Origin of the sequence: Thermococcus sp. LS1 (genome assembly GCF_012027395.1) — an archaeon.
Classification (GTDB): Archaea; Methanobacteriota_B; Thermococci; order Thermococcales; family Thermococcaceae; genus Thermococcus.
In genome coordinates, this window is the sequence record NZ_SNUJ01000001.1 from 38,566 (window position 1) to 62,057 (window position 23,492).

The following is a 23,492-nucleotide window of genomic DNA, read 5'->3' on the forward strand; positions in this document are numbered from 1 at the left end:
CCACCTCATCCCTTAATTCCACCCGAATAGCCCTGGAGGAGGAGCTTCTGGGCCGTCAGGAAGAATATTATGGTAGGAAGAAGGTAGAACGTCCCGGCGGCGGCAATGAGGGGCATGTGCGAGTACTCCGCCTCTATGTTGGCCTCTATGAACGTCGCGAGCGTCTGGTATATCAGGAAAGTCCTGACGTAGATTATGTCCTGCCAGCCGGCGAGGAAGGCAAAGAGGGCCACCGAAAGAATTCCCGGCTTTATCAGGGGGAGCATAATCTTTCTCCAGACGGTTATCCTAGATGCCCCGTCGATTATCCCCGACCACTCAAACTCCCAGGGGACTGTGTCGAAGAAGCCCTTCATCAGCCATATTGACATCGGGATTTCAAGGGCCGCGCGGGCGAGAATAACGTAGAGGAAGGAGTAAAGCCCGACGAAGCCCGTTGACTCCGGAAAAGTAAGGCGGTATAGGAGGTAGACTCCGACTATGAGGGCAACACCCGGAAAGGCGTGGAGAACCAGGAGGAGAACCATCATGGTCTTCCTTCCCTTAAAGTCTATCCTCGACAGTGAGTAGCCCGCCATCGTGCTCGTCAGCGTGACTACCCCAGCAACCCCTAGGGCCACAATGAGGGTGTTGAGGGTTATCCTCCAGATGTTGACCCTTATCCCGCCGGTTGTGGCTATCTTCCCCTGGAAGAGGTTTATCCAGTTTTCAAGGGTGAAGTGAAAGGAACCCGGGTCGAGGTTTGTGACCATCTCGGTGCTGAAGCTCGACAGCATGAGGAGGGAAAAGCCGACGAGGAGGGGAAGGCTTGCAAGGAGGAGGGCGAGGAGGATTAGCCACTCGTACCTCTTGGGTCTAGCCTCAACGTCCCTCATCAGAAGTCCCCCCTTGGCCTTCTCATCATCCTCTCGAACTTGAGCACCTTAAGAGTCACAAAGCCACCTATTATGCCTATTATTGAGAGAATCACCGCTGCCGCCGCTGCCAGCCCCTGGTCCTGCTCACCCCTGCCGAAGGCAGTATTGAATACGTACAGCGCCAGCGTTGTTCCGTAGTCCCTGTTAACGAGATCCCACTGAACGAGCAGGAAGAGGTGGGGATATGTGGTGAGCAGGCTGAGGAACTGCCAGGTGAGGACGTAGAGCAGGTGCCACTTGATCATGGGAATTAGTATCCTCCTTGATATCTGCCACGAGGAAGCGCCGTCAACCCTCGCCGCAACGACCAGCTCCCGGGGTATCTGGTTCAGCGCTGAGGTGAAGACTATCATTCCGAAGCTTACCCCCACGAGGCCGTTAACGAAGATTATTATGCTCCACGCCCCCCAGGGTATGACCTGTCCCCAGGGGATGGGTTCGGAAATGAGGCCGAGGTGCATCAGAACGGAGTTCAGAGTTCCGATTTCACTCCCGTGAAAGAAGTAGTACCAGACAAGGCTGTAAACCGCTATCGGCGACATCCTGGGGAGGAGCCAGAGCAGACGGTATGAAGAGGCGGATTTTTCGTTAATGAAGAATGTCGCCAGGGCGAGGGCAAGGCCCCCAAAGACGTTTATCATGAGCGTGATTCCGACGAAGACGAGGGTGGTCAGAACAACGGCCTTGAAGGTCGGGTCGTGCTGGAACATGTAGAAAAGCCTATCGTAGTTGTAGAGGCCCACAAACTCGGTAAGATACCTGTCAACGTTCCAGTTCCTCATCCGGGTCATGCTAATATAGACGGTCATGACTAGGGGTATCAGGTAGAACAGGAACACCATAATTATCATAGGGGACAGAAAGAAGGAAAGATCCCTAACTTTTCCCCTCATGAAATCACCTCATCCCTGGGGGAACTTCCAGTCTTTGGGTATCTCTCCCTGTATCTCGACGGCATCTTTAAGCTCGGGATCGGCATTGACCTTCTGAATTATGTAATTAACGGCTTCGTCCGGCTTCATCTCGCCCCTGAGGACCTTGTCAACCGCCTCCTTGAAGATGTCGGCCAGGGCAGGATACTTCGGGTGAGCAGGAGCCAGGTGGGTGTACTCCAGCATGTAGCTAACATCTGCCAGGAACTGGGCGTTTATCGGGTTGACCGTCGCCTGAACGATGTCCCGGATGTTGTTCTTCACCTCATCGCTCAGGTCGAGGTTGAGCGACTTGAGGTCGTTGAGCCACTTTTCGTCCTTGATGAGCTCTGCAGCAGCTTTTCTCACGGGCAGGTGAGCGGAGATGACGCTGTGTATCGCGTTTATGTCCGGGTCGCTGGCCTTGATGAGCATCAGGAAGGCGAGCTTGTGGTAGACATCTTTGAGCTCATCGTACTTCGGGTTCAGCTGGCCGGCCTTGGAGTTTATCATCCAGACGAACGGCTGGCTCAGCGTTACCGGCTTCTCGCCCTTCTCACCCGCCGGGAAGAGCGTGTAGTAGAACCACTCCTTCACTTCCTCGGGCTTGAGGCCCCTCGGAGTTCCGCCCTTGGCGTAGTACTGCTTGGTCTGCCACTCGGTCCAGTACCACGTTCCGCCTATGTCAAAGAGCGTTCTCCCCTCGACCACCGTTGGATGTATCTGCTTGGCCCAGTCCCAGCTCATTATGTCCTCAGGAAGGAGGCCATCGCGGGCAAACTTCCACTCAACGTAGAGCCACTTGTAAACGGCCGGAACATCAACGACCAGCTTTCCGGTGTTTGGGTCATAGAGCCTGCCCCCGAAGGCGAAGATGAACTGTATCAGGTCAGGGTGGGCTGAACCCTTTCTGTGGATGAGGCCCCACTCGGCGGCTCCCTCATCCTTGGCCTTCTTGGCCCAGTAGTAGATGTCGCTCCATGTGAACTCACCGTTCTTAACCTTCTCGTCCAGACCGTTAAGGTCGAAGCCTATCTTCGCCGCGACGTCCTTCCTTATGTAGAGGGGCCTCGCCTCGGTATCCTGAGGCAGGCCGTAGAGCTTTCCGTTGTACTTTGAGGCCTCAATCAGGGACGGATAGAAGTCGTCGATAACGCTCTGGTAGGCCTTCGCATAGTCTGTTATGTCAAGGATGTAGCCCTCATCGGCCAGGGTCGGCAGGAAGGCGTAGCTGTTGACGAAGAAGTCCCCGGCCTGTCCAAGGGGCTGCTTGCTTAGGTACTCTTTGTAAGCGTCTTGGAAGGAGGCGACGTAGTGAGTGTCGGTTATCACGATTTTGACGTTGATACCGTTGTCGGCCCAGATTTTGTTTATCCTCCTCGCCGCTTCAACTATGCCATAAACCCTCATCACGCTGTTGGGGTCGCCGGAACCCCATGCGGAGAACTTGACCTCCTTAACTCCATTCTGCTCTAGAATCTTGCCTATCTCAACGGCGTCCTTTGTAAAGTCCCCCGTAAGCTGAACCTCCGCAGAAGAAGTCTTCGTTTCTTCTCCTCCTATGCAGCCGCTGGCAATCACTCCGAAAACCACCAATGCGACCAGCCAGAGTGCCGCGGCCCTCATGGCTACCACCCCCTAAGTCGTCAAAAGCGAGCCCAAAAAGGCCCGGAGGGAGTTATTTTAGAAAGCGGGCAAACGCCATCTTTTATTCAGGTTTTGTTATTTATAAAATTTTTGGAGGCGGTTCTCTGGATGGCAATCGGGCAAACTGGGAAGGAAGGAATGTTCAAAAATTCATAAAATCGTTTTTCCACCAAAAACTATTTAACTGCTGTAAAATATCCATAAACAAGTAAAGGAGGTGGGAAAATGGTTAGGGTTGTAATCCTCGGACAGGGCTACGTTGCCAGCATCTTTGCGAGCGGTCTTGAGAAGATAAAAGCCGGAAAGCTTGAGCCCTACGGCGTTCCCCTGGCTGATGAGCTCCCAATCAAGATAAAGGACATCGAAATAGTTGGCTCCTACGACGTCGATGCCTCCAAGATCGGCAAGGATCTCTATGAGGTCGTCAAGGTCTACGATCCAGAGGCGCCAGAGAGCCTCAAAGGAATAACCGTGAGGAAGGGAATCCACCTGAGGAGCCTCAGGAACCTGCCGATTGAGGCCACTGGTTTGGAGGACGAGATGAGCCTTAAGGATGCCATTGAACACCTCGTAAACGAGTGGAAGGAGATGAAGGCTGAGGTCTTCATCAACGTCTGCACCACCGAGGCCTTCCTTCCCTTCGAGAGCAGGGAGGAGCTTGAGAAGGCCATCGAGGAAGACAACAGGGACAGGCTCACGGCGACGCAGGTCTACGCCTACGCCATTGCCCAGTACGCCAAGGAGGTCGGCGGCGCTGCCTTCGTCAACGCTATTCCGACCCTCATCGCCAACGACCCGGTCTTTGTAGAACTCGCCAAGGAGAGCAACATGGTCATCTTTGGTGACGACGGTGCCACCGGTGCAACCCCGCTCACCGCCGACGTACTCAGCCACCTCGCCCAGAGGAACCGCTACGTCATCGATATAGCCCAGTTCAACATCGGTGGAAACAACGACTTCCTGGCTCTCACCGACAAGGAGAGGAACAAGAGCAAGGAGTTCACCAAGAGCTCCATCGTCAAGGACCTGCTCGGCTACGACACACCGCACTACATTAAGCCCACCGGCTTCCTCGAACCGCTCGGCGACAAGAAGTTCATAGCCATGCACATCGAGTACGTCAGCTTCAACGGCGCCCACGATGAGCTCGTCATAACCGGCAGGATAAACGACAGCCCTGCTCTGGCTGGCCTGCTCGTTGACCTCGCCAGGCTCGGCAAGATAGCCCTCGACAAGAAGGAGTACGGAACGGTTTACGAGGTCAACGCCTTCTACATGAAGAACCCGGGACCAAAGGAGAGAGGCAACATCCCAAGGATCATCGCCCACGAGAAGATGCGCATGTGGGCCGGTCTCGAACCCAAGTGGCTCTGAGCCTTTCTCCCTTTTTCCAATAAAGTTTTAATCTCCTTGCCCTACTTTTCTCGGAGGGAAGCCGATGAGCTGGAAGAGAGGAGCCTATCCAGAGTTCACGCTTGAGGATGCCATTGCAGTTCTGTTTATGCTGAGAAATCCAACGGGTAGAAAAACTATTTCGGAGGTTCTCGACCTCGGTGAGGGGAGTGTTAGAACCCTTTTGAAGAAGCTCGCCGGTCTCGAGGTCATCGAGTCGACTCAGAGGGGGCACTCACTAAATGATAAGGGCCTGGAACTCCTCGAGAGAATCTCCGAGAGCTTCTCAGAGGTTCAGAAAGTAGGAGAAGTTGAAGGTTATCCAGCCTACGCTCTTATCGTGAAGAACCCGCCAGAGTTCAAGAGCATAGAGCTCCGTGACGAGGCCATAAGGTTCTTCGCGAAAGGAGCGATGATACTCGTCGTCAAGAAGGGGGAGCCGGTCTTTCCAGAGGACAGCAGGCCGCTTAGCGACACCATGCCTGAACTGGCTGAAAAGCTCAAGAAAGCATTTCAACTGGAAGAGAGCGACCTTGTCATAGTTACCTGGGCCGAGAAGGAGTCCGAGGCCATGAAGAGCGCCTACCATGTCGCCCTGTTCCTGAAAGGAGAGGAACTGCCAGAGGAAATCAAGTCACTCGTGAGGTGAAGGCATGACATCTCATGAAGAGCGCAGGCTTATACTGGCGTTAGACGTCTACGGACGGGACAGGGCGTTGGAGATAGCCGAATGCACAGCTGATTATCTCTGGGCTATCAAGGTAAACTGGCCGCTTATAATCGGCTCGGGTTTGAGTATCATCACAGAGCTGAAGCAGGTTACGGGTCTCCCCGTAATAGCGGATTTAAAGCTAGCGGACATTCCAAACACGAACAGGCTCATAGCAAGCAGAGTTTTCGAAGCGGGGGCAGATTACATAATCGCCCATGGTTTTGTTGGCAAAGACAGCGTTAAGGCCCTCATGGAGCTCGGAAAGACGATAATCGTCGTCGAGATGAGCCACCCAGGGGCAAAAGAGTTCATTCAGCCTGTAGCAGACAAGCTCATCGAGATGGCAAACGAGCTCGAGCCCTTCGGTGTTATCGCCCCAGCAACGAGGCCCGAGCGCGTCGCTTACATCCGTGAGAGGCTCAAAAAGGAGGTTAAAATCCTGACCCCCGGTGTCGGGGCACAGGGAGGAAAGGCTTGGGAAGTTTTAAAGGCCGGCGCCGACTACATCATCGTCGGGAGGAGCATCTACGCAAGTGAGAACCCAAGGGAGAGTGCGAGAAAGCTCTACGATGAAATAATGGGGGTGTGAAGATGGAGCTGAAAGTCAAGCACCCGCTCAGCAAGAAGGAGGTAAAAGAGATAATCCGTGAGATGAGCGAGATCTTTGGAGAGGAGGTCGCCCAAAAGCTCATCAAGAAAAAGGACAGAGTCGAGCTGGCCGAGTTCGACAAGACCACCGAGATAATCATCGTGAACGGGAAACCGACATTCATAAGGCGGAAGGACCTAATCTTCCCGCTCGTCATAGCGCTCTACGAACTGTCCAATGAGGAAGACCTGAGAACCTTGAAGCGCAGGGTTGTTGTCGATGCCGGGGCGGTGCCCTTCATCCTTAAGGGCGCCGATGTGATGGCGGCTGGAATAACCGACGCCGATGAGGGAATTAAAGAAGGTGATTTCGTCTTCGTCGTCGAGGAGGACTACGGCAGACCTCTCGCGATTGGGATAGCCCTAATGAGCGGAAAGGATATGAAGGAGAAGCCCAAAGGCAAAGCCGTCAAGGTCATACACCACGCAAAGGACAGGATCTGGGAGCTAACGGTGGGATGATATGGAAAAAAAGGAGAGAAAGAAGATTAGAGTCCTCGTCGGCGGAGTCTTTGACCTCCTCCACGTTGGTCACATCCACTTTTTGAGCCAGGCAAAGAGCCTTGGAGATGAGCTGGTGGTCATAGTCGCCCACGATGAGACGGTTAGAATGCAGAAGCGCCGTGAGCCGGTGAACCCCGCTGAGGACAGGGCCGAGCTTTTGAGGGCACTCAAGATGGTGGACGAGGTTTACATCGGTTCTCCAAGGACGATAGACTACGAGCTCGTCAGGAAAATAAACCCGGATATTGTTGCGATAGGGCCGGATCAGGCATTCAGCTGCGAGAGGCTGAAGGAGGAACTGAGAAAGCACGGAATAAACGCCGAGGTCATAAGGATTCCATACCTATACAAGGAGGATAGAGCAAAGACAAGCAAAATAATCCAGAGGATAGTGGAAACATACTGTGAGTGATTCCAGCTCTGATTTCAGCCCTTATTTCATCGCAGATTCTTCCCAACGGGAGTTGGGGCCTGATTCTAGCACTTATTTCACTGGTCCTGGATTAACGTCAGAGTTTAAACCGTCCCATGTACTCCCTCAGGAACTCCGGGTCTTCCCTCTTGACGGCGCTCATTAGCTCGTCGAACTTCTTTTCGCCCAGGGCTAGCTTGAGATAGTAGTAGAGGTTGACTGCATCCTCCACTATGGCGCTCTGCCTCCTGCCCTCCTCTCCGTAGAGCTCAATGAGCTTCCTGTTCATGTCGAGGCTTATGTAGAGGGTCTTCTGCTTCTTCTCCTTCTTCAGGTCTTTTGATTTCAATTTGACCTTCTCCTCCAGCTTCTTTAGCCTGGAAGGCTTGGTAAGCTCGTTAACGGAACCGTCAAAAAGTCTCGGGATTTTATCCTTCGACAATCTCAACCACCTCTCTGGCGAGCTTTAAGAGGGCCTTTGCGGCCCGTCCGTCACCCTCAAACTCGAATATGCTCAGCCCCTGGCTCTGGGCCTTCTCAAGTGCTATGGCCTTTGGGATCGTCGTCAGAATCGGCGCATCTGGATAGGTTTCCTTCAGCTCTCTAAGGCGCATCTTGGGAACCTTAGTCTGGCGCGTGAACTTGTTGGGAACTAAACCAAGCAGCTTGAGGTTCTCGTTGGTTTCATCTCTTATCATGCGCATCAGGTTGAACATGAGCTGCATTCCGATGACACCGAAGTAGCTGAGCTCGAGCGGGATTAGAACGTAATCTGATGCCGTGAGTGAGTTAACCAAGAAGATTCCCATGCTCGGCGGGTTGTCTATAAGCACGTAGTCGTAATCTGGCAGTATCGGGGTTAAAGCCTTTTCAAGTCTTCTCTCGCGGTTGTAGGCGTTGATTATCTCTATTTCCTTGGCCGAGAGGTTGAGGTGGCTCGGTATCAGGTGGAGGTTCTTCCTGACCTCGACGATGGTTTCTTCGACACTGCTCTCTCTCGTCATCAGCGTTCCGACATTGTTTTCCCCATATTCGAGCACATCCATGCCGATCAGGCCGAAGGTGAGATTGAACTGAGGGTCAATGTCCACGAGCAGAACGCGCTTGCCCATCGAGGCCAGTGCGTGGCCGAGGTTCATAGTGAGCGTCGTCTTTCCAACTCCACCCTTTTGGTTGGCTACGCTAATCACCACTGCCATAGAATCACCTGCTCAAAGTTAAAGATGAAGAAGTCAGGTAAAGTCGATAAAGTCGTCGAGAACCCTCTTCGCGTAGGGTGGAAGCTCCTTTTTGTTCTTCTTGTTCCCCGAGATAACCCTCCAGATTTTGTCCGCTCCATCGCCATCCGACTTGAAGGGCTTGATCGGCTCTGGGGCTATCAGGTTCTCCTTGAATGATGAGCCCATCTGGAGGGCGTGCTCCCCGCCGAGTATGTGCGGTGATTTAACCCCGGTCATGATTACCATCGCACGAACGACTTTACCCATGTCCTCGTCTATCCTGGCGCCCCACTTTATCTCCGACTTTTCACCGAGCTTCTCGTAGACAATGTCCATAGCGGCGTTTATCTCGCCGAGGCTGACGTCCGGACCAACGGTGAAGTGAACCAGAGCCTTGTCACCGCTGCCAAACTCGACTTCGAGCATCTTGTTCTCGAGGGCGTTCTTGACGGCATCCACTGCCCTGTTGCTGGAGTCGCTCTCGCCTATTCCGATGAGGGCAGCTCCACCGTTGTGCATGACGCTGTAAACGTCGGCGAAGTCAATGTTGACCATAGAGGGCAGCTTTATGGTCTCGGTGATTCCTTTGACCATCCTTGCTATTATCTCATCCGCAAAGCGGAAGGCAGCGTTGATGGGCAGCTTCGGGACGAGCTTGAGGAGCTTGTCGTTTTCGATGATTATGACTGTGTCCGAGTAGTACATAAGGGCTTTTATGCCCGCCCTGGCCTTCTCGATCCTTATCTTACCCTCGTTCCTGAACGGGAACGTGACGACGCTGACAACGAGCGGCTCCCTAAAGCGGCCGTTGTGCCTCGCGCGCTCCTTAATGACCTTGGCCACAACAGGAGCGGCGCCCGTACCTGTGCCGTTACCCATACCTGCGGTTATGAAGACCAAATCAGCGTCACCTATGGTCTCGGCAATCTCGTGGGCGCTCGCCTCGGCTGCGCGGTAGCCTATCTCAGGGTTCCCGCCGGAACCCTTGCCGTGGGTTATCTCCCTACCAAGGAGGAGCTTCTTATGAGCCTTCGTCCTAGCAAGGTGCTGAGCATCGGTGTTCATGGCTATCAGCTCAGCACCCTGGACACCAAGTTCGTAGAGCCTGGTTATGGTGTTGTTTCCAGAACCGCCAACGCCGACTATTACAATCCTTATCAGGTCGTCTAAATTCTCTTCTGAAAACCCATCGAGCTTTGCCGTCTTCGGCTCGTCGTCCAAATCGAGTTTAATTCCGGCCTGTTCTAAGAGCTTAAATACCATTGGCCCCAACCCCCTCAGTCCATCAGATATTAGAGGATAGTGATTTTAACGTTGATTTTAGCGGCTTATTTCATGATGTAGTCGGGCGTTGAGCGTTCCTCAGTCTCAAACTGATAGAGTTCCTTCTTCAGGAGCTCGCGAATGGCTTCTCTGATGATCTCACTTCTGTTGGGATAGACGCCCTTCCTAACGAGTTGATCCATGGCGTTAATCAGTCCCTGAGGGAGCTGTACACTGATGATACGCATCTTGCTCATTGCTGCACCACCCAGTCCAGTAAGCCGCTGAAATAAGTAGTGCTTTAATTAGTTAAATACTTTGCGCTTGCTTAATATTACTAGCATATGATGATTTTCAAAAAATTTTTAGAAAAATTCAAAAAAGCAAAAAATACCTCAACTCAAGGAAGATTGGAGGGGAGAAAGGGTTTTAACGTCAGAGATTTCAGCTAACTCTGGGTGGCTCGATGAGAAAAATACTAGAGAACCTTCACATCGCAAAGGTCCATGTAGACAATGCCGAGGAGCTCATCCCGAAGCTGGGTGGGAACTTTCAGATAGTGAACGTTGAATGCTGGGAGGCAGCGGCATTTGCAGCACTCTTAGCCCTTCGTTCCTTTGAGAGGAAAACCAACCATGCGAGAACCGTGGGCGGCGAACTGCTTCTCCGTCTCGCCGGGACACTTCAGATAAAAGATGCAATAGCCCAACACGGAATAAGAAACGGAGAGAACTACCTGGTCGTCTTTGGAAGCCGTGAGAGAGCGGAATCGATACTTCAGGAACTCGGCCTCAAGGAGCTACCAATGAACGACTGTGATAAGGAAAAAGTGAAAACTTTTTTTGAAAAGGCTGCCCTCGTTGAAGTTTTATAGGCGTTAGATGCCCATTTCTGTACTTCCTTGAGGATAGGTTTATAAAATCCCTTCCTCATTTTCGGACTGCTTGAGGTGATGCTCAATGAGATATAAAAAGCGCAAGTACTTCCTTGCAGGGCGTATAAACCTCATCCAGCGCTCAAAGATTAGGGAACTTTTTGAGAAAGCCAGAAAAATGGAGGGCGTCATTTCCCTTGGAATAGGTGAGCCCGACTTCGACACGCCCGATGTCGTTAAGGATGCCGCGAAAAGGGCTATTGACGAAGGCTACACCCATTACACGCCCAACGCAGGTATTCCCGAGTTCAGGGAGGCGATAGCCGAGTACTACAAGACCCACTACAAGGTGGACGTTTCTCCCAACGATATAATCGTCACTGCTGGCGCTTATGAGGCAACTTATCTCGCCTTCCAGACGCTCCTTGAGGAGGATGACGACGTTATAATCCCCGACCCTGCTTTTGTCTGCTATGTTGAAGATGCCAAGATAGCCGAGGCGGGAATAATAAGGATTCCCCTCCGTGAGGAGAACGAGTTCCAGATTGACCCCGATGAACTAGTCGAGGCTATAACCAAGCGCACCAGGATGCTCGTTCTCAACTACCCTAACAACCCCACGGGTGCAATCCTCAAGAAGAAAACTGTGAAAGCCATAGCGGACATAGCTGAGGACTACAACCTCTACATCCTCAGCGACGAACCCTACGAGCACTTCCTCTACGAGGGGGCCAAACACTACCCCATGATCAAGTACGCCCCTGACAATACAATCCTCGCGAACAGCTTCTCGAAGACCTTCGCCATGACCGGCTGGCGTTTGGGCTTCGCCATAGCGCCGACCCAAGTAATCAGGGATATGATAAAGCTCCACGCCTATGTCGTTGGCAACGTTACCTCCTTCGTTCAGATAGCGGGAATAACGGCCCTGAGAGACAAGCGCAGCTGGGAAGCCGTTGAAAGGATGCGCCAGACCTACGCTGAAAGGAGAAGGCTCGTTCTTAAGTACCTCAACAAGATGCCCCACATAACGCCGTTCAGACCGAAGGGCGCCTTCTATGTCTGGGCCAAAATTGACTCAGAGCTCGACATGAGCAGTGAGGATTTCGCCGAGTGGCTGCTCGAGAACGCGAGGGTTGTCGTTATTCCAGGAACCGCCTTCGGCAAGGCCGGTGAGGGATGGATAAGGATAAGCTACGCCACCAAGAAGAGCCAGCTCATCGAGGCTATGGAGAGAATGAATGAGGCACTATCAAAGCTCTAACGGTGAACAAGACATGGATGGTATCCTCGCCATCTTCATTGCAATATTTCTTGCCGAGCTAGGAGATAAAACCCAGCTCGCAACGATAGCCTTTGCTTCCAAATACGGCTGGAAGACAGCCTTCGTTGGAGCGATCTTGGGCCTGGCGGCGGTAAATCTTATCGGTGCATTTCTGGGAGACAAACTCGGCGACGTACTGCCCCTGGACGTTGTTCACAAGCTTGCTGGAGGACTTTTCATTATTTTCGGCGTGCTGATGATACTCGGAAAGCTTTAGGGAGGAGATATCATGGACAAGCGGTGGAGGTCAGTCCTGCTTGATACACTGGTTATGACTGCCGGTTTTGGAACTCTCACCATGATGGCCGTTGCGAAGCCCGATGTCATGGCGCACTTCGGAATTGACAGCGCCGCCTACGAGTGGCAACATATCGCTTATGTTTTCGGTCTCTTCATAGCCTTCCTTCTCGGCCATACTAAAATCTACGAGGGCAGCTTTAAGAGAAGCGTCGCCATAGCACTGAGCTGGGCGGCTGTTGCTCAGGCTTTAATCCCCCTCGCTCCCAACTGGCAGACCGTTGTCTTCCTGAGGTTCATTCAGGGATTCGTCGTCACGCTCGTTCCGCTCTTCAGCACCCAGATAGCCCACTTCTTCGTGGCTGAAAGGCCCTTCGCCAAGGGCATAATTCTCTCGGGCATTTTCTGGGGCGGCGTGTTCGGAAGCATAAGCGCCAAGTACGCTGTTGAGGCCTTCGGCTGGAAAGGCGGCTTCTGGAGCACCGTCGTTATCATGTACGCGGTTCTCGCTATCTGGTGGCTCTTCATAGAGGACTTCGAAATAATCCACATGAGTGAGGCCAGCGCAAAGATCAACGTCTGGAAAATGCCATTCACCTGGATCCTTGGCCTGACTTTCTTCCCAGCTCTGTGGATAATCTTCACCATCGTCGGCTTTTCCGCCTCGCTCGGCTATGAGATTGGCTGGACTAAGGAGCATGTGGCAACCCTCAGCACCAGCCTGAACATATCGAAGGCTCTCTGGAGCATAGGCATGGGCTACGTCGGCTACCTGCTCTCAAGGAAGAACCCGACAGCCAGAGGACTCTTCAAGGCCATTGTCCAGGTCATGATATTCTCCTACGCGATTGCGTTCATCGGACTCGTCATATACGCCAAGGCAATGCTAGCTGGCAACTACACGATGGCGCTCGCTTCAGTCGTCCTCATTGGCGCCCTCCAGGGAACGGGACCGGCGTTCTGGACCAGCGCTCCAGCCACCTACCCAAAGAGCATCTTCCCCAAGGCCAGCTTTGCCCTTGGACTCATCTCCAACTCTGCCAACATCATAGCCCCGGGCCTTACTGATGCGCTGGCAAGGCAGAGTACTGCCCTCGCCCTCGGGGAGCTGGCGATAATGCCCCTCCTCGGAATCCTGACGCTGGTGATTGTTTCGAGGATGAAACTCCCCGTGGAGGAACTCGGCGATGAGGTCTAAGCCCATCGTCATTTCCTTCTTTCTGCTTTTGGCGGCTTACTTCTACGGAATGGCAGCGATAAGCTTCGGAGATAGATACACCTTCTGGGGCTTTATCGTAATAGCGACGATCCATCTCCTATTCGCCTATGGAATCAAAACCAGCCACGACCTTATAATTGACATCTCCCCTCACATAGCTCTTCTTGACTTTCTCTTCGGCCTGCTGTGGGTTCTCATCGGCCTTTCAATTCCAGCGGTAAGCTTAACGCTATTTTCAGCACTGGCGCTTTTCATACTGCTGGATGAGGAAGTCAAAATGGAGCTGAAGAGCTGAACAACACTTTGTCTGTGCATCCTGAGACTGTCGTTTCAGTCCCCCGGCTCTGCCGAAGGAAGTTTGATTAAAGAGTTAACTTCTCACTAAACTGGCTGGCACGCTTTCACGTCTTATCAAACTCGCGAGTTTAACACAGGTTTAACTCAAAAGCCAGCGAATGAAGAGTCCTGCGAAGTTAGTATGTGAAGAAAAATACACGAACCCAATCAAATCCTCCAGCAAAGCAGACTTCACCTTAAATCGTTGGAATGAGTTTGCATGTCTTTTTCAAAAACAGCAATTTCCATGGGTTTAACTTGAAAACCTGTGAATTGAAATGTTTCACTCTCCTCTTAACGCCCGAAGGGTGTTATTCCTGCAGCGAAACGCTATAAAACTGGCAAAATGTGAAGTAAACCACTCAAAAACTACCAGTTTGAGAAGACATGCGAGCCTTGATCAAACTCAACGGGACGATAGTCCCGTGCGTTGAAGCTTCGCTTCAACGTCGCGCAGGCGAAGTTTGTTAGAATGTGGTGCGGTGGCCGGGATTTGAACCCGGGTCACCGGCTTGGAAGGCCGGTGTCCTAGACCAGGCTAGACTACCACCGCATTGAGAGAAAGTGGTGGGGCGAGGGGGATTTGAACCCCCGACACCCGGATCTTCAGTCCGGCGCTCTCCCAGGCTGAGCTACCGCCCCATGCCCAATGGATAGGGTAGAGAGCGTATTTATAAATCTTGCGGTGGTGTGGCCAGAGGTCTTTCAAAACCTAAAGAAATGGAAAGAAACAGTCATATCTTCGGCTCAACGGCATAAACGGTTCTGTCCTCCCCAAGGGCTTCCATCAGACCGCGATGCCTCCTGACGCAGCTCTCGCACTCGCCGCAGTGTATAGGCTTGCCATCTTCCGTGAAGCCCTTGGGCATGTAGCAAGAGTTAGAGTACTCGTATTTGGCATCGAGCTCCTTCAAAAGCCTCGCTATTCCCTTCTTGTCGAGGTCGATGAGCGGTGCAACGACTTTTACTTCGGCCATAGTGCCGTACTTCAGCATTTCGTTCATCTTCTCGACGAACTCGGGCGTGTTGTCCGGGAACGTTGTTCCCTCTTCAGCGTTGAAGCCGACTATTATATCGCCCCCGCCGAGCGCATCGAGGAGCGAAGCGGCGACGCTGATGAGAACGACATTCCTTGCTGGAACCCAGACGCTTTTCGCAGTTTCCTGTGCAATGCTCATATCTTCGAGCTCTTCTGCGCTTACCTTCGGCGTCTCCCCGCCGACGAGGGTCGTCCCCCTGAGCTTCGAGAACTCCTCGAGAAAGTCAAGCCTAACTATTTTCAGCGGAACGTCCAGCTCCTTCGAGAAGAACTCCGCGACCTTGTTAGTAACCTTCTCTTCGTTGCTGCCGTAGTTTACTGTCAGCATTATCACCTCGTCGTAGTTCCTCTTCGCCCAGTAGAGGCAGGCCGTCGAGTCGAGCCCCCCGGAAAATAATACCACTGCTCGCTTCATGTTATCACCTCGCTTAGGTTAAAAAGAGGACTGAAGGTTAAAAACCTACTCCAGCGCCAGTCCAACTATGTCCTCAACACTCTCAAAGCCTTCCTCCTCGAGATACCTTGCTATTCCCTCGTTTATCTCCCTGAAGACCTTCCAGCCGCGTAGAGCCACCGCAGTTCCTATCTGGAGTGCTCTTGCTCCAGCTAGGAAAAACTCCAGGGCATCCTGCCACGTGGTTATGCCGCCTATTCCGATAACGGGGATATCAAGGGCCTTGGCCAAATCGTAGACCGCCCTCAAGGCAACGGGCTTGACCCCCGGACCCGAGTAGCCGCCGACCCTGTTGCTCAGTATCGGCCTCCTCGCGTAGACGTCTATCGCTATCGCCTTCAGCGTGTTTATGGCTGCGACCGCATCTGCACCGGCCTTTTCAGCTGCCAGACCGAGCTTCGTTATGTCGTCTATGTTTGGCGTGAGCTTCGCTATAACGGGCTTGTCCGTCGCGTCCTTAACGGCTTTGACGACCTCATAGACCATCTCCTGTCTCTGGCCTATCTCCATGCCGTAGCCCTTCGCATGGGGACAGCTGAGGTTGAGCTCAAAGGCATTGGCCACTTCGCTCAGCTTTTCAGCGAGAAAGGCAAACTCCTCCGGCGTTCCGCCGAATATCGAGACTATCAGCGGAAAGTCAAAGGTGTAGCCTTCAACCATCTCCAGAAAGCCCTTCCAGCCGGGATTCGGAAGGCCCATCGCGTTTATCAGCCCGTAAGGAAGCTCTACGATGGTCGGATTGTCGTATCCATCCCTCGGCTCAATTCCGATGGACTTGGTAACGACGCCGCCAGCACCTTCCTCATGAGCGCGTATCCACTGTTCAGGGGTCTTATCGTTTACCCCCGAGGCGAGAATAAGCGGATTTTCAAGTTTAAGACCGGCGACCTCAACGGAAAGCCTCACCACATTTAACACCCCGAAGGCAAAAGAGGTGGTTTGCTATTAAGGTTTTTGCCAGAATTTTAACGGCGGCGGGCGGGCCCGGGGGTGGGAACCCTCCACCGTCCGCTTCCACCGGGGCTCGCTCACCCCCGCTACCCCACGAGCGCCGAACGTCCCGCCTACCGCTGCTCCCTTCCGGGCCTGGCGGGGTTCGGCGGGTAAAGGGCGTTAGTCCGGCCCTCCAGCCGGACCCCGCCCACCGCCGGCCCCGTGGGACGAGGGATCACCGTTGTGCCCCGGCTTCCGCGGGCGGCTTTGGGAACCGCCCCCCGGGCTTCGGCCCCGGCATATCGACGGTTTCCGGTTACAGGGGACGCCGAACCCCCCGGCCTAGCCCGCCGCCAGGTTAAGTTACCAGAGCTGGATATATAAAGGTTTGGTAACGCTGAAACCAAAGGTGAAGAACCTTCGGATTGAAAAATTTTCATAAGCCAATGCGCAGATAAGTGCTTGGGTGATATATCGTGCGCCTAACTGAACATCCTGTTCTACATTTTAAGCGTGGAAGAGAGGTAACAATCTACTTCGAAGGACAACCAATCAAAGCCTATGAGGGAGAAACAATAGCAACGGCGCTCCACGCCGCGGGAATACGGGTTCTCAATTATTCTCAGAACTCCAAACGTCCGCGGGGGCTCTTCTGCGCCATAGGGAAGTGCTCCTCCTGTTTGATGGTTGTTAACGGAATCCCCAACGTCAGGACGTGCATAACCCTCGTCGAGGACGGCATGACCATAGAGCGTCAGAGAGGGAAGGCCGAGCTCCCGAGGGGCGCCAAGCCGCCGGAGTGGAAGGACGCCAAGGTCGTGAAGGCAGATATTGTCATCATTGGAGGTGGGCCCGCCGGACTGATGGCGGCAATCCATGCGGCCGACGCCGGAGCAAAGATCGTTCTTCTCGACGAGAATCCGATGCTCGGCGGTCAGCTCGTCAAGCAGACCCACAAGTTCTTTGGCAAACGCGAGCAGTTCGCTGGAGTGAGGGGCGTCGAGATAGCGAGGATTCTGGAGGATGAAGTCAGAAAAAGGGAGAACGTCGAGGTCTTCCTCGAAACTTCAGCGGTGGGAATATTCCAAGATGGAGATGAGAAGCTCGTTCTGGCCGTCAAAAACAACCGCGAACTCATAGAGTTCCGTGGAAGGGCCGTCATTGTCGCCACCGGTGCGATGGAGAAGATGATTCCCTTTGAGAACAACGATCTGCCCGGAATCTACGGCGCCGGAGCCATTCAGACCCTCATGAACACCTACGGGGTGAAGCCAGGCGACAAGGTTCTAATCGTTGGTGCGGGCAACGTGGGACTTATTCTGGCGTATCAGCTCATCCAGGCTGGAGTTGAAGTCAAGGCTATAGTCGAGGCGATGCCAAAGGTGGGAGGCTACTTCGTTCACGCGGCCAAGGTTAGGCGCTTGGGCGTTCCGATACTGACCAGGCACACTATTCTTCGCGCTGAAGGAAAGGAGAGGGTCGAGAGGGCCGTCGTTGCTCAGCTCGACGAGAACTGGAATGTTATTCCCGGAACGGAGAAGGTCTTCGAGGTCGATGTGATAGCCCTTGCCGTTGGCCTGAGGCCAAGCATAGAGCTCCTCCACCAGGTAGGCTGCCAGATAAAGTACATCCGAGAGCTCAGCGGCCACGTGGCAGTTCGCGACGAGTGGATGGAGACCACCGTGAGAGGCATCTTCGTGGCCGGCGATTCTGCCGGAATAGAGGAGGCTACCACTGCGATGCTGGAGGGCAAGATAGCAGGAATAGCCGCTGCCCTGAGGCTCGGCATAGCCGACGAAAGCTGGGTCAAAGAGATAGAGAAGGCACGGAGAGACTTGGACGAGTTCCGCTCCGGGCCCTTCGGCAGGCACGCTATGGAAGGTGTTAAGAAAGCTCTGGTGGTGAGAGAATGAGCGAGATTCCCGAGTACCTGAGAACCGGCTACATAACGCCCGAGGAGCTTCAGAGGTTCATCCCGCTTCCGAGCGAGGAGAGATTGAGGAAAAGGCCAGTGGCGATTCCAGAGTGTCCGCAGGAGATACCCTGCGCCCCCTGTAGGGAGATATGCCCAACTGGGGCGATAAGCATGCCGACTCCAAACGATTTGCCGGTCGTTGACTATGACAAGTGCATAGGCTGCTCTCTCTGCGTCCAGATATGCCCCGGTCTAGCGTTCTTCATGATGCACTACGTTGGAGACAAGGCGAGGATAACGATGCCCCACGAGCTTCTGCCGGTTCCGGAGAGGGGCGAGGAGGTCGTTCTCCTTAATCGCGTCGGGGAGCCCCTTGGTAAGGGAAAAGTACTCACCGTAGTCCCGAGGGAGAAGAGCAAGGGTGACACGCCGATAATCACTGTGGAGGTTCCAATAGAACTCGCCTGGGAGGTCAGGGCGGTTAAGGTGGTGAGAGAATGAGCGGGAAGAAAATTGTCTGCCGCTGCAACGACGTCACGGTTGAAGACATCGAGAGGCTCATCGACTCGGGCATCACGGACATCGAGGAAATCAAGAGGCTCCTCAGGATAGGCATGGGGCCCTGCCAGGGAAGGACGTGCATCCCGATTGTAATCTCAATCCTCGCGAGGAAGACAGGAAAGAGGCATGAGGATATACCGCTCCCGAAGTCGAGGGTTCCGATAATGCCCGTCCGCGTCGAGGTTCTGGTGGGTGGTGCCGATGAGTAAGATAGCGATCATCGGCGGCGGAATAATAGGCGTCGCGACGGCCTATGAGCTGGCAAAGCTCGGAGAAGAGGTAATTCTCTTCGAGAAGAACTACTTCGGCTCGGGTTCGACCTTCCGCTGTGCAACGGGAATACGGGCGCAGTTCACGGACGAGGCCAACATCAGGCTCATGAAGTACTCCATCGAGCGCTGGGAGAGACTTGAAGAGGAGCTCGGGGCCGAGATAGGCTTCCGGCACTCCGGTTACCTCTTCCTGGCGACGAGCGAGGAGGAGGTTGAAGCCTTTAAAAACAACATAAAGCTCCAGAACAGCTTTGGCGTTCCCACAAGGCTCATAGATATGGACGAGGCAAAGGAAATAGTCCCGCCTCTCAACACGGAACCGTTCTTGGCCGGGGCCTGGAACCCGATGGACGGAAAGGCCAACCCCTTCAAGACGCTCTTTGCATATCTCACGAAAGCCAAGGAGATGGGCGTTGACGCGAGGGAGCACACCGAAGTTGTGGCTCTGGAGCGCGAGGGAGACGAGATAACCGCGGTGAAGTTCAGAAGCAACGAAAAGGTGGAGAGCGTTAAGGTTGACGCCCTTCTCAACGCGGCCAACGCATGGGCACCGCTGATTAACGAGATGGCAGGCCTGAGCAGGGAACTCGTTCCAATAACCGCGTACAAGCACCAACTCGTGAAGACGGAGCCCCTCAAGCCTGGTCAGGTCGAGCCCCTCGTCTGTCCGCCGAGCTGGAACGACAGCTACGTCATTCAGGACGGCGAGGACGGTGGAATAATCTGCGGCTCGGGAATAGAGTACAAAGCCAAAAGCCTCGACGACTACGAGCCGACCTACGACTTCCTGAGGGGTGTGCTGAGATACGCCGTTCAGATAATTCCCGCCATCAGACATGCCCACATCGTCCGCCAGTGGGCCGGCTTCTACGCTAAAACTCCTGACAAGAACCCTGCCATAGGAAAGCTCCTCGACAACTTCTACATTGCGGCAGGCTTCAGCGGTCACGGCTTCATGATGGCGCCAGCGGTTGCCCAAGCGATGGCGGAGTTCATGACCAAAGGAAGAAGCAAAGTGCCCCTCGACTGGGAGTGGTACGACCCGTACAGATTCGAGCGCGGCGAACTGAGGAGCTCGGCCTTCCAGATAGGCTGATATATCCCAAAAGTTTGCCAAATATTCTTTTGTTTTTTACACTATGTGACGCAGGTTATTCGAGAATAGGGGCAAAATTTAAATAGGTCTTCTCAGAATTAATGCACGCATACGTACTTCCACGCCTCTTTCTGTCCTCTTCAAGGTCCGGAGGTGGTCACCGTGATTAGGGTTGATAGTGCCCTTTCAGCCTTTGGAGTTGAGGAGTCCCCATGGGGCCTTGAGCAGGGGGTGGGACACGGAGAATTCATGGAAATCTTCGAGCCACTGCCAGAAATAGGCGAAATTCTCCAGAAAAGCGAGAGCCTTGAGGAGGCAAGGGAGAAGCTCCTGGAATTCACGAGAAACCTGAGGTGGAAGTTCAAAAGCGGCGGGATAGAGGTAAGCCCCATAGACAGGTGGCTCGCCGTCTACGCCTGCGACGTCTTTGAGAACATTCTCTCGCCATACAGCGAAAAGGCAGCAGGTTTCTCAACGCTGGAATACCTCTGGAAGGCCGCCAAGGGCGACGAAAAGACCCTGAGCGTTCTCACTAAGGGCTTCCTCGAGGAGTTCAAACACCTCTTCCTTGCCATGTCCTGCAAGGCGAATTACTCCAAGGGCTGGCTCGGGCCAAAGCTGGAAAAAGCCGGCATAGTTTCACCCGACTTCAGTAAGGTTCACGGCAGGGAAGCGGGGAAGCTGCGCTCCGACTACCTAGACAAGGTCTACGAATACATAAAGACCTGGCTGAACCGCTATCCGAGTGGACTCGACGAGAGGATAATCAGGAAGAGAGAGGAGCAGAGGAAGCAGCTCCAGGAGTACTGGGGCATAGGTGACGAGGAGTGGTTCGACTACAGGTGGCAGTTCAGCCACGTCCTCAAGGGCAGGAAGGGCCTCGAAACCCTCAGGGAGCTCAACGAGCTCGGCATCGTCAAGGTTCCGGAGGAGGACCTGGCAGAAGTCGAGAGGGCAGTCAAGTATCGCATCCCCTGGGGAATAACACCTTACTACCTCCACCTCTGGGACTTCAAGGAGCCCTACAAGGAGGACAGGCACGTCAGAAGGCAGGTGATGCCGCCCAAGTGGTACATGGACAACATGATACTCCACCGCGAGGACAGGGAGTACGCCTTCGACTTCATGGGTGAGCACGACACCTCTCCGATAGACCTCGTCACGAGGAGGTACGTGATGATAGCGATCCTCAAGGCCTTCGACACCTGCCCACAGATATGCGTCTACTGCCAGAGGAACTGGGAGGTCCTTGAGCCATTCATGGCCGGCTCCTTCCCGGGCTGGGACAAGATAGAGAAGGCTATAGAGTGGTTCGGCGAGCGCGAGTCGATGATAGACGTGCTCATAACCGGAGGAGACCCCTTCGCCCTGAGCAACAAGATTATAGACAAGATAATGTCCCGCCTGAGCGAGTTCGACCACGTCATTAACATCCGCTGGGGAACAAGGATTCCAGTGACCGTCCCAATGCGCATAACTGAGGAGCTGGCCGAGATACTCGGATCGTACATCGAACCAGGCAAGAGGAACGTGGCCGTCTCGACCCATGTAGAAACGGCCTACGAGGTGACCCCAGAGATGGCCAGGGCAGCCTACAACCTCCGGAGGCAGGGCATCTACATCTACAACCAGCTGGTCTACCAGAGGAACGTCAGCAGGCGCTTCGAGAACGTCGCGCTGAGGATAGCCCTCAAGAAGATTGGCATCGACCCCTACTACACCTTCTATCCAAAGGGCAAAACCGAGCAGAGGGACTACCTCGTGCCGATAGCGAGGGTCGTCCAAGAGAGGAAGGAGGAGGCGAGGCTCTTACCGGGCCAGTTCAGGACGGACGAGCCGATATTCAACGTGCCGAGGATGGGCAAGAACCACCTGAGGGCCTGGCAGGACAGGGAGCTCATAGCCATAAAGCCCGACGGAAGCAGAGTGTACCTCTTCCACCCGTGGGAGAAGGGCATCAGCGAGACAAAGCTCTACACATACACAGACGTCCCGATAGAGGAGTACCTCCGCTACCTGGAAAGCATCGGGGAGAAGAGGGAGGACTACGAGACCATCTGGTACTACTACTGAGGACTTCTTATCTTTTTGCTATTTTCTCGGCAAGAAAAAGGTTATAAAGGGGCCCCGATTAGCATCGTGAGGGTCATCATGAGGATAGTCTTTGACATAGGCGGTTCAGTTCTCGTTCCGGACGATCCCGACATCGATTTTATCAAGGCCATCGCGTATGAGCTCACCAAGATAAGCGAGGACCATGAGGTGGCTGTGGTAGTCGGCGGCGGCAAAGTGGCGCGCAAGTACATCAAGGCTGCGAAGACCTTCACGCCCAACGAGACCTTCAAGGACTACATAGGGATTCACATCACCAGGGCCAACGCAATGCTTCTGATAGCTGCGCTCGGCGAGAAAGCTTATCCCTTCGTCGTCCAGGACTTCAGGAAGGCCTGGGAGGTCATACAGCTCAAGAAGATACCCATAATGGGCGGAACTCACCCAGGACACACGACCGATGCGGTCGCTGCTCTTCTCGCGGAGTACCTGCAGGCCGACCTTCTGATCGTAGTCACCAACGTCGATGGCGTCTACGACAGCGACCCGAGGAAGAACCCTGACGCAAAGAAGCTCGACAGGATAACCGTCGACCAGCTCGTCGACATAGCGATGGAGGGCGAAAGCAAGGCCGGTGGAAGCGGCGTCGTCGATGCCCTTGCTGCGAAGTTCATCCAGCGCGGCAAGATAAGGACGTACATCGTGGGCAAGAAGGACGCCTACAGCCTCTTCGATGTGATAAAGGGTAAGCACAACGGGACGGTTGTGGAGCCTTGAGGTTCCTTTCAATTTTGCTTCACAACGTTTATATATTCTGTCCGACTATTGTCCTACGGTGATGGCATGTCTGCCACTGAGAAGGTTTCAGTCCGTTTTCCCCAGGGCATCATGAGGGAAATTGATGAGCTCGTGGAGAGCGGCGAGTTCTCAAGCCGGAGCGAGCTTATCAAGGAAGCCGTGAGGTTCTTCCTGATGCACTACGAGTCCCCCGAGGATCTCTGGGAGACATATAAGCTCCTCGCGAGGGAGAGGAGGGTTCCATCCGAGAGGGAGATTGAAAAGCTCCTCGAGGAAGTGGACGAGGAATGGAAGCGTTCAAGGTCGTCTTAGACACCAACGTCATCATAACGGCCGCGATAAACCCCCTTGGAAGTTCTGGAAAGGTCATGGACTTAGTCGTCGGGAAGAGGGTTCTTTCCTACACCTCGGAGGCGATACTTGAGGAGCTTCGCTTCAAGCTGACGAGCGAGAAGGTTCTGCGATACCTTGAGAGCAGGGTTTACGCCCTATGGATTTACAGGATATTTCGAGCTTCGTCAATCCTCGTTGAGCCGGCTGAGCGCTTTGAGGTCTCGCCTGATCCAGACGACAACAAGTTGTTTGACGTGGTGTATTCGGCCAAAGCTGGCTTTCTGATAAGCCTAGACAAGAAGCACGTGCTGAAGCTGAGGGATGGGGAGAGAAGGTTTTCTCTTAAAGGGCATGAGTTTCTAATCTTAACCCCTGCCGAGTTCCTTGAGGTCGTCGAAAGGGATAAAAACTTCAAGGCGTAGT

The 23,492-nt window shown here is 53.8% G+C and carries 27 protein-coding genes, 2 tRNA genes and 1 other RNA gene; 18 read left to right on the forward strand and 12 right to left on the reverse strand.

The annotated features are described in order from the left end of the window. Window positions 1-5 precede the first annotated feature (5 nt). From E3E26_RS00240 to E3E26_RS00250, 3 genes are read right to left on the reverse strand one after another with little or no spacing between them, the layout of a single operon-like run. A complete protein-coding gene (locus tag E3E26_RS00240; RefSeq protein ID WP_167899420.1) occupies window positions 6-875 on the reverse strand; it encodes a carbohydrate ABC transporter permease in 870 nt (289 codons plus the stop codon). Further along, window positions 875-1,810: a carbohydrate ABC transporter permease gene (locus E3E26_RS00245; RefSeq protein WP_167899421.1), complete on the reverse strand. Its 936-nt coding sequence runs from the start codon at window positions 1,808-1,810 to the stop codon at window positions 875-877. Before E3E26_RS00245 ends, E3E26_RS00240 begins: the two co-directional genes overlap by 1 nt. 9 nt (window positions 1,811-1,819) lie before the next feature. Beyond that, entirely contained in the window at window positions 1,820-3,454 is a 1,635-nt protein-coding gene (locus E3E26_RS00250; protein ID WP_167899422.1) for an extracellular solute-binding protein, read from the reverse strand. A gap of 246 nt (window positions 3,455-3,700) precedes the next feature. Between E3E26_RS00250 and E3E26_RS00255 the strand changes: the two genes are divergently transcribed. From E3E26_RS00255 to E3E26_RS00275, 5 genes are all read left to right on the forward strand, one after another. Next, window positions 3,701-4,849: an inositol-3-phosphate synthase gene (locus E3E26_RS00255; protein WP_167899423.1), complete on the forward strand. Its 1,149-nt coding sequence runs from the start codon at window positions 3,701-3,703 to the stop codon at window positions 4,847-4,849. A 64-nt stretch (window positions 4,850-4,913) separates the two neighbouring features. Further along, window positions 4,914-5,516 carry a DUF4443 domain-containing protein gene (locus E3E26_RS00260; RefSeq protein ID WP_167899424.1) on the forward strand — a complete coding sequence of 201 codons (603 nt, stop codon included), beginning with the start codon at window positions 4,914-4,916 and terminating at the stop codon, window positions 5,514-5,516. Between the two features lie 4 nt (window positions 5,517-5,520). Beyond that, window positions 5,521-6,168, forward strand: a complete 648-nt coding sequence (gene pyrF / locus E3E26_RS00265) for an orotidine-5'-phosphate decarboxylase (protein WP_167899425.1) — start codon at window positions 5,521-5,523, stop codon at window positions 6,166-6,168. Between the two features lie 2 nt (window positions 6,169-6,170). Further along, window positions 6,171-6,689, forward strand: coding sequence for an RNA-binding protein (locus E3E26_RS00270; RefSeq protein WP_167899426.1), 519 nt, complete (start codon window positions 6,171-6,173; stop codon window positions 6,687-6,689). A 1-nt stretch (window position 6,690) separates the two neighbouring features. Next, the gene (locus E3E26_RS00275; protein WP_167899427.1) at window positions 6,691-7,143 is read left to right on the forward strand and encodes an adenylyltransferase/cytidyltransferase family protein; all 453 of its coding nucleotides are present in this window, start codon (window positions 6,691-6,693) and stop codon (window positions 7,141-7,143) included. Window positions 7,144-7,240: 97 nt separating this feature from the next. On the opposite strand, the gene E3E26_RS00280 is transcribed toward E3E26_RS00275, so the two are convergent. The 4 genes from E3E26_RS00280 to E3E26_RS00295 form a co-directional block, all read right to left on the reverse strand. Next, complete coding sequence (locus tag E3E26_RS00280; RefSeq protein WP_167899428.1) at window positions 7,241-7,585, reverse strand: CopG family transcriptional regulator; 345 nt, start codon at window positions 7,583-7,585, stop codon at window positions 7,241-7,243. Continuing rightward, window positions 7,572-8,342: a ParA family protein gene (locus tag E3E26_RS00285; RefSeq protein ID WP_167899429.1), complete on the reverse strand. Its 771-nt coding sequence runs from the start codon at window positions 8,340-8,342 to the stop codon at window positions 7,572-7,574. The genes E3E26_RS00280 and E3E26_RS00285 overlap by 14 nt, the downstream gene beginning before the upstream one ends. Before the next feature lie 33 nt (window positions 8,343-8,375). After that, entirely contained in the window at window positions 8,376-9,626 is a 1,251-nt protein-coding gene (gene ftsZ / locus E3E26_RS00290; protein ID WP_167899430.1) for a cell division protein FtsZ, read from the reverse strand. 65 nt (window positions 9,627-9,691) lie between these two features. After that, window positions 9,692-9,883: a ribbon-helix-helix domain-containing protein gene (locus tag E3E26_RS00295; RefSeq protein ID WP_167899431.1), complete on the reverse strand. Its 192-nt coding sequence runs from the start codon at window positions 9,881-9,883 to the stop codon at window positions 9,692-9,694. A 209-nt stretch (window positions 9,884-10,092) separates the two neighbouring features. Here E3E26_RS00295 and cgi121 point away from each other — a divergent pair, with 209 nt between their 5' ends. The 5 genes from cgi121 (at window position 10,093) to E3E26_RS00320 (ending at window position 13,575) form a co-directional block, all read left to right on the forward strand. Continuing rightward, window positions 10,093-10,500, forward strand: a complete 408-nt coding sequence (gene cgi121 / locus E3E26_RS00300) for a KEOPS complex subunit Cgi121 (protein WP_167899432.1) — start codon at window positions 10,093-10,095, stop codon at window positions 10,498-10,500. An 85-nt stretch (window positions 10,501-10,585) separates the two neighbouring features. Beyond that, complete coding sequence (locus E3E26_RS00305) at window positions 10,586-11,764, forward strand: pyridoxal phosphate-dependent aminotransferase (protein ID WP_167899433.1); 1,179 nt, start codon at window positions 10,586-10,588, stop codon at window positions 11,762-11,764. Between the two features lie 13 nt (window positions 11,765-11,777). Further along, window positions 11,778-12,041, forward strand: coding sequence for a TMEM165/GDT1 family protein (locus tag E3E26_RS00310; RefSeq protein WP_167899434.1), 264 nt, complete (start codon window positions 11,778-11,780; stop codon window positions 12,039-12,041). Window positions 12,042-12,053: 12 nt separating this feature from the next. Continuing rightward, window positions 12,054-13,259: an MFS transporter gene (locus tag E3E26_RS00315; RefSeq protein ID WP_167899435.1), complete on the forward strand. Its 1,206-nt coding sequence runs from the start codon at window positions 12,054-12,056 to the stop codon at window positions 13,257-13,259. Further along, entirely contained in the window at window positions 13,249-13,575 is a 327-nt protein-coding gene (locus E3E26_RS00320; RefSeq protein WP_167899436.1) for a hypothetical protein, read from the forward strand. The genes E3E26_RS00315 and E3E26_RS00320 overlap by 11 nt, the downstream gene beginning before the upstream one ends. Window positions 13,576-14,091: 516 nt before the next feature. On the opposite strand, the gene E3E26_RS00325 is transcribed toward E3E26_RS00320, so the two are convergent. From E3E26_RS00325 to ffs, 5 genes are all read right to left on the reverse strand, one after another. After that, window positions 14,092-14,169: transfer RNA gene (locus E3E26_RS00325), tRNA-Gly, on the reverse strand. Between the two features lie 12 nt (window positions 14,170-14,181). After that, window positions 14,182-14,258, reverse strand: a tRNA-Phe gene (locus E3E26_RS00330). Window positions 14,259-14,350: 92 nt separating this feature from the next. Beyond that, complete coding sequence (gene queC / locus E3E26_RS00335; RefSeq protein WP_167899437.1) at window positions 14,351-15,070, reverse strand: 7-cyano-7-deazaguanine synthase QueC; 720 nt, start codon at window positions 15,068-15,070, stop codon at window positions 14,351-14,353. Window positions 15,071-15,115: 45 nt separating this feature from the next. Further along, a complete protein-coding gene (locus tag E3E26_RS00340) occupies window positions 15,116-16,018 on the reverse strand; it encodes a dihydroorotate dehydrogenase (RefSeq protein WP_167899438.1) in 903 nt (300 codons plus the stop codon). A gap of 63 nt (window positions 16,019-16,081) precedes the next feature. Beyond that, window positions 16,082-16,395: signal recognition particle sRNA (gene ffs, locus E3E26_RS00345), an RNA gene on the reverse strand. A 123-nt stretch (window positions 16,396-16,518) separates the two neighbouring features. Between ffs and E3E26_RS00350 the strand changes: the two genes are divergently transcribed. From E3E26_RS00350 to E3E26_RS00385, 8 genes are all read left to right on the forward strand, one after another. Continuing rightward, the gene (locus E3E26_RS00350) at window positions 16,519-17,955 is read left to right on the forward strand and encodes an FAD-dependent oxidoreductase (protein ID WP_167899439.1); all 1,437 of its coding nucleotides are present in this window, start codon (window positions 16,519-16,521) and stop codon (window positions 17,953-17,955) included. Further along, window positions 17,952-18,458 carry a 4Fe-4S dicluster domain-containing protein gene (locus E3E26_RS00355; protein WP_167899440.1) on the forward strand — a complete coding sequence of 169 codons (507 nt, stop codon included), beginning with the start codon at window positions 17,952-17,954 and terminating at the stop codon, window positions 18,456-18,458. Before E3E26_RS00350 ends, E3E26_RS00355 begins: the two co-directional genes overlap by 4 nt. Next, window positions 18,455-18,727 (forward strand): (2Fe-2S)-binding protein, encoded by a 273-nt coding sequence (locus tag E3E26_RS00360; RefSeq protein ID WP_167899441.1) that lies wholly within the window; start codon window positions 18,455-18,457, stop codon window positions 18,725-18,727. Before E3E26_RS00355 ends, E3E26_RS00360 begins: the two co-directional genes overlap by 4 nt. Then, a complete protein-coding gene (locus E3E26_RS00365; protein ID WP_167899442.1) occupies window positions 18,720-19,886 on the forward strand; it encodes an FAD-binding oxidoreductase in 1,167 nt (388 codons plus the stop codon). Before E3E26_RS00360 ends, E3E26_RS00365 begins: the two co-directional genes overlap by 8 nt. A gap of 162 nt (window positions 19,887-20,048) precedes the next feature. Next, window positions 20,049-21,959: a KamA family radical SAM protein gene (locus E3E26_RS00370; protein WP_370520060.1), complete on the forward strand. Its 1,911-nt coding sequence runs from the start codon at window positions 20,049-20,051 to the stop codon at window positions 21,957-21,959. A 78-nt stretch (window positions 21,960-22,037) separates the two neighbouring features. Further along, complete coding sequence (pyrH, locus tag E3E26_RS00375) at window positions 22,038-22,715, forward strand: UMP kinase (RefSeq protein ID WP_167731648.1); 678 nt, start codon at window positions 22,038-22,040, stop codon at window positions 22,713-22,715. A 66-nt stretch (window positions 22,716-22,781) separates the two neighbouring features. After that, window positions 22,782-23,048, forward strand: coding sequence for a ribbon-helix-helix domain-containing protein (locus tag E3E26_RS00380; protein ID WP_167899443.1), 267 nt, complete (start codon window positions 22,782-22,784; stop codon window positions 23,046-23,048). Then, window positions 23,024-23,491: a putative toxin-antitoxin system toxin component, PIN family gene (locus E3E26_RS00385; RefSeq protein WP_167899444.1), complete on the forward strand. Its 468-nt coding sequence runs from the start codon at window positions 23,024-23,026 to the stop codon at window positions 23,489-23,491. Before E3E26_RS00380 ends, E3E26_RS00385 begins: the two co-directional genes overlap by 25 nt. Window position 23,492: the final 1 nt, after the last annotated feature.

Excerpts from the sequence above, each read along its gene's own strand:
- E3E26_RS00270 (WP_167899426.1), top strand. The coding sequence starts at position 6,171 with ATGGAGCTGAAAGTCAAGCACCCGCTCAGCAAGAAGGAGGTAAAAGAG.
- cgi121 (WP_167899432.1), top strand. The coding sequence starts at position 10,093 with ATGAGAAAAATACTAGAGAACCTTCACATCGCAAAGGTCCATGTAGAC.
- E3E26_RS00360 (WP_167899441.1), top strand. The coding sequence starts at position 18,455 with ATGAGCGGGAAGAAAATTGTCTGCCGCTGCAACGACGTCACGGTTGAA.
- E3E26_RS00380 (WP_167899443.1), top strand. The coding sequence starts at position 22,782 with ATGTCTGCCACTGAGAAGGTTTCAGTCCGTTTTCCCCAGGGCATCATG.
- E3E26_RS00320 (WP_167899436.1), top strand. The coding sequence starts at position 13,249 with ATGAGGTCTAAGCCCATCGTCATTTCCTTCTTTCTGCTTTTGGCGGCT.
- E3E26_RS00240 (WP_167899420.1), bottom strand. The coding sequence starts at position 875 with ATGAGGGACGTTGAGGCTAGACCCAAGAGGTACGAGTGGCTAATCCTC.
- ftsZ (WP_167899430.1), bottom strand. The coding sequence starts at position 9,626 with ATGGTATTTAAGCTCTTAGAACAGGCCGGAATTAAACTCGATTTGGAC.
- pyrF (WP_167899425.1), top strand. The coding sequence starts at position 5,521 with ATGACATCTCATGAAGAGCGCAGGCTTATACTGGCGTTAGACGTCTAC.
- E3E26_RS00275 (WP_167899427.1), top strand. The coding sequence starts at position 6,691 with ATGGAAAAAAAGGAGAGAAAGAAGATTAGAGTCCTCGTCGGCGGAGTC.
- E3E26_RS00255 (WP_167899423.1), top strand. The coding sequence starts at position 3,701 with ATGGTTAGGGTTGTAATCCTCGGACAGGGCTACGTTGCCAGCATCTTT.
- E3E26_RS00245 (WP_167899421.1), bottom strand. The coding sequence starts at position 1,810 with ATGAGGGGAAAAGTTAGGGATCTTTCCTTCTTTCTGTCCCCTATGATA.
- E3E26_RS00310 (WP_167899434.1), top strand. The coding sequence starts at position 11,778 with ATGGATGGTATCCTCGCCATCTTCATTGCAATATTTCTTGCCGAGCTA.
- queC (WP_167899437.1), bottom strand. The coding sequence starts at position 15,070 with ATGAAGCGAGCAGTGGTATTATTTTCCGGGGGGCTCGACTCGACGGCC.
- E3E26_RS00260 (WP_167899424.1), top strand. The coding sequence starts at position 4,914 with ATGAGCTGGAAGAGAGGAGCCTATCCAGAGTTCACGCTTGAGGATGCC.
- E3E26_RS00355 (WP_167899440.1), top strand. The coding sequence starts at position 17,952 with ATGAGCGAGATTCCCGAGTACCTGAGAACCGGCTACATAACGCCCGAG.
- E3E26_RS00315 (WP_167899435.1), top strand. The coding sequence starts at position 12,054 with ATGGACAAGCGGTGGAGGTCAGTCCTGCTTGATACACTGGTTATGACT.
- pyrH (WP_167731648.1), top strand. The coding sequence starts at position 22,038 with ATGAGGATAGTCTTTGACATAGGCGGTTCAGTTCTCGTTCCGGACGAT.
- E3E26_RS00385 (WP_167899444.1), top strand. The coding sequence starts at position 23,024 with ATGGAAGCGTTCAAGGTCGTCTTAGACACCAACGTCATCATAACGGCC.
- E3E26_RS00295 (WP_167899431.1), bottom strand. The coding sequence starts at position 9,883 with ATGAGCAAGATGCGTATCATCAGTGTACAGCTCCCTCAGGGACTGATT.
- E3E26_RS00285 (WP_167899429.1), bottom strand. The coding sequence starts at position 8,342 with ATGGCAGTGGTGATTAGCGTAGCCAACCAAAAGGGTGGAGTTGGAAAG.
- E3E26_RS00250 (WP_167899422.1), bottom strand. The coding sequence starts at position 3,454 with ATGAGGGCCGCGGCACTCTGGCTGGTCGCATTGGTGGTTTTCGGAGTG.
- E3E26_RS00305 (WP_167899433.1), top strand. The coding sequence starts at position 10,586 with ATGAGATATAAAAAGCGCAAGTACTTCCTTGCAGGGCGTATAAACCTC.
- E3E26_RS00365 (WP_167899442.1), top strand. The coding sequence starts at position 18,720 with ATGAGTAAGATAGCGATCATCGGCGGCGGAATAATAGGCGTCGCGACG.